The 12109-nt window shown below is 70.7% G+C and carries 9 protein-coding genes; 7 read left to right on the top strand and 2 right to left on the bottom strand.

Translation table 11 applies throughout. The annotated features are described in order from the left end of the window. The first annotated feature begins 168 nt into the window (after nt 1–168). Together RL72_RS11770 and lgt are read left to right on the top strand one after the other, a co-directional pair. Entirely contained in the window at nt 169–861 is a 693-nt protein-coding gene (locus RL72_RS11770) for a GTP pyrophosphokinase (RefSeq protein ID WP_045251043.1), read from the top strand. Nucleotides 862–948: 87 nt separating this feature from the next. After that, the gene (gene lgt, locus RL72_RS11765; protein ID WP_082072347.1) at nt 949–1896 is read left to right on the top strand and encodes a prolipoprotein diacylglyceryl transferase; all 948 of its coding nucleotides are present in this window, start codon (nt 949–951) and stop codon (nt 1894–1896) included. A gap of 29 nt (nt 1897–1925) precedes the next feature. Here the strand turns inward: lgt and RL72_RS11760 are convergent, their stop codons facing one another. After that, entirely contained in the window at nt 1926–3623 is a 1698-nt protein-coding gene (locus RL72_RS11760; protein ID WP_045251042.1) for an FAD-dependent oxidoreductase, read from the bottom strand. 261 nt (nt 3624–3884) lie between these two features. On the opposite strand from RL72_RS11760, the gene RL72_RS11755 reads away from it, so the two are divergent. The 5 genes from RL72_RS11755 (at nt 3885) to RL72_RS11735 (ending at nt 10803) form a co-directional block, all read left to right on the top strand. Further along, nucleotides 3885–4199 carry a metal-sensitive transcriptional regulator gene (locus tag RL72_RS11755; RefSeq protein WP_045251041.1) on the top strand — a complete coding sequence of 105 codons (315 nt, stop codon included), beginning with the start codon at nt 3885–3887 and terminating at the stop codon, nt 4197–4199. Nucleotides 4200–4490: 291 nt separating this feature from the next. Beyond that, a complete protein-coding gene (locus RL72_RS11750) occupies nt 4491–5345 on the top strand; it encodes a hypothetical protein (protein WP_045251040.1) in 855 nt (284 codons plus the stop codon). Nucleotides 5346–5792: 447 nt separating this feature from the next. Beyond that, the gene (locus RL72_RS11745) at nt 5793–8168 is read left to right on the top strand and encodes a SpaA isopeptide-forming pilin-related protein (RefSeq protein WP_156156788.1); all 2376 of its coding nucleotides are present in this window, start codon (nt 5793–5795) and stop codon (nt 8166–8168) included. Nucleotides 8169–8252: 84 nt separating this feature from the next. Further along, the gene (locus RL72_RS11740; RefSeq protein WP_045251039.1) at nt 8253–9659 is read left to right on the top strand and encodes a SpaH/EbpB family LPXTG-anchored major pilin; all 1407 of its coding nucleotides are present in this window, start codon (nt 8253–8255) and stop codon (nt 9657–9659) included. Nucleotides 9660–9831: 172 nt separating this feature from the next. After that, nucleotides 9832–10803 carry a class C sortase gene (locus RL72_RS11735; RefSeq protein WP_248700461.1) on the top strand — a complete coding sequence of 324 codons (972 nt, stop codon included), beginning with the start codon at nt 9832–9834 and terminating at the stop codon, nt 10801–10803. Between the two features lie 10 nt (nt 10804–10813). Here RL72_RS11735 and RL72_RS11730 read toward each other — a convergent pair whose 3' ends face one another. Continuing rightward, a complete protein-coding gene (locus tag RL72_RS11730; protein WP_045251037.1) occupies nt 10814–12109 on the bottom strand; it encodes an amidohydrolase in 1296 nt (431 codons plus the stop codon).

Raw genomic sequence — 12109 nt, 5'->3', positions numbered from 1 at the left:
CGCGCGCGCGTTGTTGCATCACTGTTCCATCACTCTTTGCCCCGGTCCGGCGCCGGGCGTGTCCCGGAGCGTTATGGGAGAGCGTTCTCCGGTGCGTCTCGTCGCTCCCGGATCCGCTCAGAACGAACACACAGGAGATCCGAACGCCCGTTGCGTAGCGTCGCAGTCATGAGCACGGTCCCCCTCGACGACGACGCGCTGAATCAGACCCTCTCGGAGGCGCGGGAGCTGCGCGACGAGTTCCAGCGCTTCCTGCACGAGTACGAGTTCGGGATGCGGGAGATCGAGACCAAGATCTCGATCCTCCGGGACGAGTTCACCCACCACCACTCCTACAACCCGATCGAGCATGTGAAGAGCCGGGTGAAGTCGCCCGACAGCATCGTGGAGAAGGTAGCGCGGCGCGGCGTCGAGCCCGACTTCGCGTCGATCCGGCAGCACATCACCGACATCGCCGGGGTGCGGGTGACCTGCAGCTTCGTGGCCGACGTCTACCGCCTGTTCGACCTGCTCACCGCGCAGGACGACATCACGGTGCGCATCGTGAAGGACTACATCGCGACGCCGAAGGCCAACGGCTATCGCAGCCTGCACGCGATCCTCGAGGTACCCGTCTTCCTGTCCTCCGGGCCGATCATGGTGCCGGTCGAGGTGCAGTTCCGCACGATCGCCATGGACTTCTGGGCCAGCCTGGAGCACAAGATCCACTACAAGTTCCAGGGTCAGGTGCCCGCGCACCTCGTCGACGATCTCACCGCGGCCGCCGATGCCGCCAGCGAGCTCGACGGCCGCATGGAGCGGCTGCACCACGAGGCGCACGCCCCGCTCGCCGCCCTCCCGACGGTGCCTCGAGACGTCTGAGGCGGGGCTGCTGCGCCGTTCACAGCCGCCTCCGCGACCCGCCCCTTGGCGTGGCTCATGCCGTGCCCGTCTCCGAAAGGCGATCGAATGAGAACGAGCATCCCCAGCCCTCCTGAGCAATGGGCGCAGTTCCAGGTCGGTCCGCTGACGATCCATGCGTACGCGCTGTGCATCATCGCCGGCATCATCGCGGCGACCCTCATCCTCGGCAGGCGTCTGAGGAGGCGCGACATCGAGCCGGGATTCGCGATCGACATCGCCCTCTGGTCGGTGCCCCTCGGGATCGTGTGCGCGCGTTTCTACCATGTGTTCACGCACGTGGGCGACTACTTCGCTCCCGGGGACGACCTGTGGAACGTGTTCGCGATCTGGGATGGGGGCAACGCCCTCTACGGCTCCCTGATCGGCGGCACCGTCGGCATCGCCATCGCCTGCCGCCGCGCTCGGGTGCGGTTCTGGAGCGTGGCGGACGCCCTCGCGCCGGCGCTGCTGGTCGCCCAGTCTCTCGGCCGACTCGGCAACTACTTCAACCACGAGCTCTTCGGGTTGCCGACCACGCTGCCCTGGGGCCTTGAGATCGAGGCGACGAACTCCAAGTTCCCGCCCGGGCTGCCGGCGGGCACCCTGTTCCAGCCGCTGTTCCTCTACGAGATCGTCTGGAACCTGCTCGGTTTCGCCGTGATCCTCTGGGCCGAGCGCCGTTTCGCGTTGCAATGGGGCAAGGTGCTCGCGCTGTACCTGATCTGGTACGGCGCGGGCCGCAGCTACCTCGAATCGATCCGCATCGATCCTTCGAGCATCGGCTTCCTGGGCGTCCCCGCCAACGTATGGGCGTCGCTCGCCGCCGTCGCGCTCGGCATCGTCCTGTTCGTGGTGCAGACCCGGCGCCACACGGGCGCGGAGCCATCCGCCTTCACCGGGGCATCCCGGTTCGCGCTCCCGGCCGGAGGGTCGGGCGCGCCGGTGGGCCGCCGTGAGCCCCTCGACGAGACGACGGATGCAGGAGAACCGGCGGGGAGGGCGTCGAGACCGTAGTGCTGCCCTGATCCGGACCCGGCGCGACGTCAGGCCACGAGGACCTCGTCGCCGAGCACCGCCCGGGCCGTGAGCATCCCGCCCGACAGCGACGCGGAGTCGAAGCCCGACTGCGTGAGGAGCCGGTGGGCGATGTGCGACCGCACGCCGGAGCCGCACAGCACTCGCACCGGGCGGCCCGCGGCGGCGGCGCGCACCTCGTCGAGACGGCCCCGCAGCTCGGTGTGCGGGATGTGCAGGGCGCCCGGCAGGTGCCCTGCGGCGTACTCCGCCGCGCTGCGGACATCGAGGACCAGCGTCTCGCCCCGGAGCCGCTCCCAGTCCTGGGCATACCACAGCGCGAGGGTGCCGTCGGTGACGTTCGCGCCCACCATGCCGACGAGATTCACCGGATCCTTCGCGCTGCCGTAGACGGGGGAGTAGGCGAGGTCGAGGTCGATGAGGTCGGCCGCGGTGAGCCCCGCTCGGATGGCCGTCGCGAGCACGTCGATCCTCTTGTCCACGCCCTCGCGGCCGACCGCCTGCGCGCCCAGCAGGAGACCGTCGCCGCGGCGGATGTGGACGACGAGCGCCATCTGTGTCGCTCCCGGGAAGTAGCCGGCGTGCTGGGTGGGGTGCAGGTGAAGGGTGTCGGTGTGGATGCCGGAGGCGCGCAGCGCATCCGCATTCGCCCCGGTGAGCGCCGCGGTGATCTCGCCGACGCGCAGGATCGCCGTGCCGACGGGGGCAGGGAGCGGGCGAGCCGATGCGGGGCGGAGGATGTGGTCGGCGATCCCGCGCCCCGCCCGGTTCGCAGGGCCGGCGAGAGCCACCGGCCGACGCAGTCCCGTGACGGCATCGGCGGACAGGACCGCGTCTCCCGCGGCATACACGTGCGGGACGTTCGTGCGGCCGTGTTCGTCGACGAGGATCGCACCGCGCTCGCACGCGACGCCGGCCGTCTCGAAGACCGCGGTGTCGGGGCGGACGCCGACGGAGAGCAGGATGAGATCGGCCTCGATTCGTCGCCCGTCCGCGAGCACCAGGGTGTCGTGTCCTTCGTGCTGCTCCACGGCCTGTGCCGCGACGCCCGCGTGCACGGAGATCCCGAGCCGCTTCAGCTCGGTCGTCACGGGGGCGGCCATCTCGGCTTCCAGAGGCGGGAGGACATGCGGGGCGAGCTCGACGAGATCGACCTCGAGGCCCTGGCGGCTCAGAGCCTCCGCGGCCTCCAGGCCGATGAAGCCGGCGCCGAGCACGACGGCGCGTCGTGCGGGGCGGGAAGCCTGCGCGTCGATGCGCGCTCGCAGACGCACCGCATCCTCGACGGTCCGCAGGGTGCTCACCCGCGGCGAGTCGAGTCCGGGTAGCGGGGGGCGCACGGCGGCCGCGCCCGGCGCGAGGATGAGCGCGTCATACCGCAGCTGCTTCTCGCCCTGAGGTCCTCGTACGGCCACTGTCCGGCGGGCGGGGTCGAGGGCGATGACATCGTGACGCACGCGCACATCGAGGTCGAGGGCGTCGCGCAGCTTCGCCGGCGTCTGCACGAGCAGCGCGGCCTCATCCTGGATCTCGCCGCCGACGTAGTAGGGAAGCCCGCAGTTGGCGAACGAGACGTGCTCGCCCCGCTCGAGGACGATGATCTCGGCGTCCTCGTCCAGGCGGCGTGCCCGGGCGGCGGCGCTCATCCCGGCCGCCACGCCACCCACGATCACGATCCGGCGCGGCGGCGTCGTGGCCGCGCTCATCGACCGAGGATCCGGGACAGTAGACCACTCCGAGCGGGGCTGGTCGCGTCGATCTGCGCCTGTGTGTGCCGGCCGTCGCACCACTGTGCCGCCGGCACGGAGCGCTTCACCTCGGACACGTGCTGGCCGCACCCGGCCCAGGTGGTCTTCCCGCACGTCTTGCACGTCACTGCACGGCACATCTCTGCTCCTTCATCCCGGCATGGTCGAATACTCCCGGGAGTATCACCGTAACATACTCCCCGGGGTATAGTTGGCTCCATGGTCAGCAGGGAGACGACTCAGGGCATCGCAGACGACGAGACGCGCGCAGCGGGGCACGATCCGGACGCGGTGCGCAAGATCGCGAACCGGTTGCGACGTGCGCACGGTCAGCTTGCGGCGGTGATCGCCGCGGTGGAGGGAGGCGAGGACTGCCGCGCGATCGTGCAGCAGCTCTCCGCGGTCACAAAGGCGCTGGACCGCGCCGGTTTCCTGGTGATCTCCACGGCGCTGCGCGAGTGTCTGACCGACCCCGATGCCGCGGGGTCCCCGAGTGCGGAGGAACTGGAGAAGCTCTTCCTCACACTCGCCTGAACGACGACGCCTCGCCGGTCGACGGCAATCGGGCCGGAATGCATTGAACAGGCATTCAGTTGATCGGTAGGCTCTGTGCCTATGCGACGGCACCGGGGAGGGCGAGGGGGCGGTCTTCGGCAGGGCGGCGCAGGGGCCCGCCGTGCGACAGCCGCCCTCACTGTGCTGACACTGCTGGGCGCCCTCACCGCGTGCTCGGCGCCGGGGGACGTCAGGGAGGCTGAGCGCGCCGCCGCTGCGACCTGCGAGGCACTGAAATCGTTGCCCGGGGTCGCCTCGGCGAAGTGCGTCGTGGACGACGGCGGGTTCGATGCGGGGATCGCCCGGGACACGGACGTCCGGCTCGAGCGCGGCGTCACGGCCGGCGAGGCGCATCGCGTGATCACGACCTGGCTGTCCGCGAAGGGCGGCGGAGGTGCCGAGTACGGGATCCCAGGCTCACGTGCACGATCGCTGCACCTCGCGCTGGAGGCTGTCGCCGAGGCGTCGTTCACCGTGGCCCCCGGCTCTCCGCCGCCCGGGGTCCGTTTCGTCGGCGAATGGCTCAGCCGGGCGGAACGCGGAATCCCGCTCTCCGGATCCGTCGGCGACGGCCGCGCCCTGCGGATCGCCGACGAACGGCTCTCGCCCTCGGCGCAGGCCGCGCTGCTCGACGAGTTCTCGATGCAGACGCGCACCGATCGACTGACCCTCTCGCTCGGCGAGGACTCCACCATCGAGTCGCCTGTTCCTGCGTCGCTGGGGGCGATCCTGCGAGGTTTCGACGCCGGCTACCGCGGCTTCGCCGCGGCCGATCCTGACCACGAGCTGCGGTTCGCCGTCGACGTGTTCCCGAGTGGGCCGCCGCGGCTCTCCGTGAGGATCCCGACATCGGCGGCGCCGGCGCTCCCGTCGGATCTCGCGCTCACGGATGCGCCCGGGTGGCCGGCCATCCGCACGGTTCTCGAGAACGCCGCGCCCGGCGGCGACGTCTACACCGTCACCCTCACCGCTCGCCCCGGGCAGGTCATCGGGGGGTTCAGCACCTCCGGATGCACGCCGGAGCTCCCCGGCCCTGCGCCCCAGTTCGGCGACGAGCTGCAGGTCCAGTGGGCGACGATCCACGGCATCGCACCGGCGCGGACGTGCGACTCGGGAGGGCAGTGAGCGTGGACGGAGAGGCGCGAGCGGCGGGATGCGGAGCTGGCGAGGCGCTGGAACAGAGCCACGATCTGGAACCCGGACACCACGGCGAGGGTGGTCCGGCTGTCGCGGGTCGAGCCGGGTCGCGGATCCGCTACCAGAACGCTCCGACGAACGCGCACCAAAATGCGACGTACCGGCGTCGATTTTGTGAATCACCCGCACGTGTCGTAGCGTCTTGAACAGATCCACTGTCCGCGCGCGGTAGTGCATCCGTCCCTGGGGCCGGATGCGGGCGAGGAAGGGATCCAGGTCGCCAGGGGATTGGCGGCCGTAGGGGACTCACGGGAAATGGGTTCCCGACAGCGGGCCAGGGGATGGTCCGATGGGGAGGAGAGAGCCGAGTGATCGGCTCTCGTGAAGGACGTTCCGCGGGGAGCGGACGCCCTTCTTCTGTGGCTGGGGAGCACAATGAAGCTTGGGGACCACTTTGCGCGCGCCGTCGTGGCGCTGGGGGCGAGCATCGCGCTGGCATTCGTCGCAACGCCCGCCGCGCAGGCCGCACCCGCATCGCTCTCGCTGAGCGGATCGCCGGCGACGACCTCGGTGCACTCTGCCGCGCTGGGCCCGCTCGCGGCGCGCACCGCACCGGCCACGAGTGCCGGCCTCGTCTGCGCGACCGGAACGTTCTACGCGCTGTCGGGCACCGGCCAGCTGCAGCGCGTCGCGAACGGCGCCGTCACGTCCGTCGGCACGCCGGCGCTCGGGGTCTCGTCGTTCAACGGCCTCGGCATCGGCGCGAACGGCTCCACCGCGATCGCGTACGAGCGGACGAACAACAGCCGCACCGCGACCATCTGGTACTTCGACGGATCCACGTGGAAGTCCACGGGGGACAGCTACACCACGTCCGCGACGCTCATCGCCGGTGCGATCGACCTCAAGACGGGCGACTACTTCTTCGGCGGGTTCGCGTCGGGCAGCTTCTACATCTACAAGTACGTGCTGAGCACCGGCGCCTTCTCGCTCGTCGGCACGATCGACACCTCGGCTGCCGGCGGCACCAACGGCGACATGGCGTTCGACGCCAACGGCAACCTGTACGTGGTCGGCAGCGCGTCCACGACGACCGTCTACTCCGTCACCGCCGCCGCGCTCGCCGCGGGCACCGGCGGGCAGCTCGCGTCGTCGCCGTCGTTCTCCTTCACACCGGCCGGGTTCTCCAACATCAACGGCATGGCGTTCAACACGACCGGGTCGATGTACCTCGGCAACGCCTCGACCGTCCGCGAGTACAACGCGTCGACCGGCGCCCAGATCGGCGGCGACGTCACCAACAGCCTCTCCAGCACGGATCTGGCGAGCTGCAACTCGCCCGCGAACCTGACGGTCAAGAAGAACGTCGTCGCCCGCGCCCACGTCGGCGACCAGTTCCGCCTGTCTGTCAAGAGCGGCACGACCGAGTCCGCGACCGCGACGACCACCGGGGCCGCCACCGGGATCCAGACCGCGCAGATCGGCCCGCTGCCGGTGATCCAGAACAACACCTACACGGTGTCCGAGGCGATCGCCGCCGGATCGCCCGGCACGCTGGCCGACTACGCGAGCTCGCTCGCCTGCGTCGACGACCTCGGTGCGACCGTGCCGACCAACGCCGCCGGCCAGCTCACGATCCCGAACCGCTCGGGCGCCAGCGTCGTCTGCACCATCACGAACGCGCCGCTGCTGGCGACCGTCGCAGTGCACAAGACCGTGCTCGACATCGCCGGCAACAACCCGGCGCCGGGCTCCGGCTGGACCCTCGGCGCGGCGACCACCGCGACCACCGGGACCGCCACCTCGACGCCGGCCGCGACCACGCAGACGACCCCGGCCTCGGGCGACGCGAACTGGACCGTCGCGTTCGACAAGACGACCTCGCGGGCGACCGTGCGAGTCTCCGAGACGCAGAAGAGCGGGTGGGACTTCGTCAGCGGCAGCTGCACCGTCACCTCGCTCGGCGGCGCGCAGCGCTCCGTGACCCTGCCCGGCGCCGCCGGTGCGGACATCACCGGCGTGGCCCCCGGTGACGCGGTGGCCTGCACCATCACGAACAAGCCCTCCGCGGCGAACCTGACCCTCAAGAAGCAGGTCGACAACACCTACGGCGGCACGTCCACGATCTCCGACTGGACGCTCACCGCGACGGGCACGCAGACGATCACCGGCAAGACCGGCGACGCGAGCGTGACGGGCGCGATCGTGTCCCCGGGGACCTACGCGCTGTCCGAGAGCGGCAGTCCGGCGGGCTACGCCGCGGGTGCGTGGACCTGCACCGGCGCGACCGTGAGCGGATCCTCCGTCACCGTCGCGGCGAACGCGAAGGCGGTCTGCACGATCACCAACGCGAGCAAGCCCGGATCCGTCGTCTGGACCAAGACGTCCAAGGCGACCGGCGGCCAGCTCGCCGGATCCGAGTGGACCCTCACCGGCCCCGGCCTGCCCGCCCAGGGACTCGTCGTCAAGGACTGCACCGCGGCTCCCTGCGCCGGCCCCGACCTCGACCCGGCGCCGGGCGCCTTCCGCCTGGACAAGCTCGCCTGGGGGACCTACTCGGCGAAGGAGACGCTGGCTCCCGCCGGCTACATCGCGGCCGGATCGTTCACCTTCACGGTGAGCGCGGCCAACGCCGGCACCACGCTCGACATCGGCGCCCAGCCGAACGAGCAGCAGCCCGGCGCGGTGCTGCCGCTGACCGGCGGCATCGGAAGCGATGCGTTCCTCCTTGCGGGCGGCGCGATCGTGTTCGCCGCCCTCGCGCTCCTCGGATTCCTCCGACTCCGCCGCACCTCGCGCCGCGCCTCCTGACCCCTCACCCACCTCAACCGACAGCACGACAACTGTCGGCCGACGGGTGTCGGTCGACGAACCACAAAGAAAGCAGGAACGGAAATGACCAGCAGGTCTCTCGGGCTGCGCAAGCTCGCAGCCGGGCTCGGAGTCGCGGCCCTCGCCGCCCTCGGCGCCCTCGCGGTGTCGCCGGCCGCCAACGCCGCCGACACCCTGAGCCCGTCGAACATCACGGGCACCACGGGCACCCTCACCATCCACAAGCACGCCGGTGACCCCGGCGCCGCGGGCGACGGCACCCAGATCACCGACCCGGCGAAGATCGCCGCGCTCGGTCAGGGCCTCGAGGGCGTTCAGTTCAGCGTCCAGCGCGTGAGCGCGAACGGCACCCCGATCGACCTCACCACCGCTGCCGGCTGGGACCAGGCGAAGAGCGCGACCCCCGCGAACGTGTCGTCGGCGCCGTTCTCGCTCGGCACCGGCACCACCGCGACCACCGACGCCTCCGGGCAGGCCGTGGTCTCGAACCTGCCGTACGGCCTGTACCTCGTGACGGAGACCAGCCCCGGCGCGAACCCCATCGTCTCGCCGGTGCAGCCGTTCCTGGTCTCGGTGCCCTACCCGAACCAGGGCACGTGGCTCTACAACGTCCACGTCTACCCGAAGAACAAGCTGAACTCGACGGAGCCGACGAAGACCGTCGCCGACCCGAAGGCGCCGGTGCTGGGCTCGCAGATCGTGTGGACGGTCAACGCCCCGATCCCCGCCCTGGCCGCGGGTGACACCTACCGCAGCTTCTCCATCACGGACAACCTCGACCCGCGCCTGACCTACGTCGGCGCCGTGGTCAAGGTCGACGGCACCACCCTCACCGAGGGCACGGACTACACCGTCTCCGGCAACACCGTGATCACCTTCACTGCGACCGGCCTCGGCAAGCTCGCCGGCAAGACCGCGGTGACCGCGGACATCACCACGACCGTGACCTCGCTCGGCGCCGACGGCCAGATCCTGAACACCGCCGTCGTCAACACCAACGGATCCGACCGCACCACCAACACGCCGCAGACCAACTGGGGCCCGCTCAAGGTCGTCAAGCAGGACGGCAACACGAAGAACACGCTGCAGGGCGCGATCTTCGAGGTCTACGACGCCAAGAACGGCACCAAGGTCGCCGGCCCCGTCACGACCGACGCGAACGGCCAGATCCTGGTCGACGGCCTGTGGGTCGGCAACAACGATGTGAAGAGCAAGGACTACTGGCTCAAGGAGGTCCAGGCCCCGGCCGGCTACGTGCTGCCCGCCGACCCGTGGACCCAGGTCACGGTGACCGCGAACGGCTCGGCCAACCCGACCAGCATCACCATCTCCAACACCCAGCAGGTCGGTCCCAACCTGCCCCTGACCGGTGGTGCGGGCAGCACCCTGTTCGCCGTCATCGGCGGACTGCTGGTCGTGGCCGGTGTCAGTGCGATCCTGGTGCGCCGCGTGCGCGCTCGTCGCCACTGAAACCCTCGTCCGTCGGTGACTCCTCACGCAGGGGTCGCCGACGGGCCCGAGGAGGGCAGAGCCCCCAGAGCTCCTGCCCTCCTCCCCCCATTCCCGTGATCCCGCTCGCGTCGCGCGCCCGGGATCACGGGACCCTTCACGTCAATCCACCGAGGCCGAGAGAGGAGCCGTCGTGACGCAGACCGCTCCGCTTCGTCGTCGGGACGTGAGGCCCGCGCCGCCTGCGCGGTGGCGGATGCCCTGGGCGACCGCGATGCTCGCCGCGGTCGCCTTCGTCGGCGTCCTGGTCCTGATGTATCCGACGGTGGCGAGCTGGTGGTCGCAGTACAACCAGTCGCAGCTGATCGTGAAGGTGGACTCCGAGGTCGGCGGCTCCGCGCCCGATGCGCGGCAGAAGGCGCTCGACGAGGCGCGGGCGTACAACCGGGCCCTCGTCGGCGGAGCGCTCGTCGCGCCGGGATCGCGCGTCCCCACCAGCACTGCGGCCGCGCCCGGCTTCGACTACTCCCGCATGCTCAAGGCCGATGCCGACGGCGTCATGGGCCGGCTGCGCATCGCCGCGATCGGCGTCGACCTGCCGATCTACCACGGCACCTCCGACAGCACCCTGACCAAGGGCGTCGGGCATCTCGAGGGCACGTCCCTCCCCATCGGCGGCGTCGATCAGCACTCCGTGCTCACCGCGCATCGCGGCCTCGCCGGCGCGACGCTGTTCGACAACCTCGATCAGCTGAAGGTCGGGGACACGTTCACCGTCGAGGTGTTCGGCCAGGTGCTGACCTATCGGGTGCGCGACACCAAGGTGGTCCTCCCCGAGGAGACGCAGGCGCTGAGCGCCCAGCCGGGTGAAGACCTCGTCACGCTCGTGACCTGCACCCCGCTCGGCATCAACACCCACCGGATCCTGGTCACGGGCGAGCGCGTGACGCCGACCCCGCAGAAGGATCTGGACGCCGCCGGTGCGGCGCCGGACATCCCCGGCTTCCCCTGGTGGACCATCGTGCTCGGCGGGGCGTTCCTCGTGCTGGCCGGCGTCGTCGTGGCCGCAGGGCGCCCGCGTCGCGACGCCGCCCGCAATGCCGAGGCGCCCGTCGCGATGCCGGGATCGGACGACCCGGAGACGGACGCGCCGATCGGCGTGTGACCGTCGCCCGTCAGTCCAGGAATTCGCGCGCGGCGACGGTGAGAGCCTGGACGCCCACCTCGATCGTCGGGTGGATCTCGACCGCGAAGAACGGGGAGTGGTTGGTGGCGATCTCGCTGTCGACCGTGCCCTGCGCCACCGCGGCGGCGTAGCGGGCGGGCGCGATGCCGCCCCAGAACCAGAACACCAGCGGCACGCCGGCATCGCGGGCGAACCACGACACGTCCTCGCTGCCGGTGAAGAGGCCGGGATCGATCACGTTCTCCTCGCCGAACGCGGCGCGGAAGGCCGCGGTCGCGCGCTCGGTCGCCGCGTCGTCGTTGATCGTGGCGGGCAGCGTGTGCAGGGTCTCGATGGTCGGGTCGACGGTCGCGCCGCTCGCCATCGCCTCGGCCTTGATCACGCGCTCGACCTTCGCCAGCACCCGGGAGCGCAGGACGTCGTCGGGGTAGCGCAGGCTGAGATCGAGCGTGGCCTCGGCCGGGATGATGTTGTTCTTGGTGCCGGCGTGGATGGCGCCCACCGTGACCACGGCCAGGTCATGCGGATCCACTTCGCGCGAGACCACCGTCTGCAGGCGCATCACCGTGGCGGCCGCCATGACCACCGGGTCGATCGTGGAGTGCGGCCGGGATCCGTGTCCGCCCCGGCCGTGCAGCACCACGTGCAGACCGTCGGAGGCCGACATCTGAGGCCCGGGCCGCACGCCGATCACGCCGGCGGGGAACGGCGTCACGTGCTGCCCGATGACGATGTCGGGACGCGGGAAGCGGTCCAGCGCCCCGTCGTCGAGCATCGCGCGGGCACCGGCGCCGAACTCCTCGGCGGGCTGGATGACGACGACCAGGGTGCCGGACCATTCGTCGCGGGTGCGGACGAGCTCCTCGGCGGCGCCGATCATGGCGGTCACGTGCATGTCATGGCCGCACGCGTGCATGATGCCGACCTCGTGCCCTTCGGCGTCGACGCCCTTGGCAGTGCTGGCATAGGGCAGCCCCGACTCCTCGACGACGGGGAGGGCGTCCATGTCGGCCCGCGCCCACACGACGGGCCCCGGGGCCTCTGAGGCTCTCGAAGGGGTCCCTGAGGTTCTCGAAGGGGTCCCTGAGGTTCTCGAAGGGGTCCCTGAGGTTCTCGAAGGGTTGCGCAGCACGCCGACGACGCCCGTCCGTCCGACCCCCTCGGTGACCTCGAACCCCAGATCGCGCAGGTGACCGGCGGCGATGCCCGCGGTGCGCACCTCCTGGAACGAGAGCTCGGGGTTGCGGTGCAGGTCGATGAAGAGCGCTTCGAGGTCGATCGTCAT

It is taken from the genome of Microbacterium azadirachtae (assembly GCF_000956545.1).
In the GTDB taxonomy this organism is placed as follows: Bacteria; Actinomycetota; Actinomycetes; order Actinomycetales; family Microbacteriaceae; genus Microbacterium; species Microbacterium azadirachtae.
The sequence above is the reverse complement of the archived record's forward strand: the minus strand, read 5'-3'. Positions and strand labels throughout refer to the sequence as shown.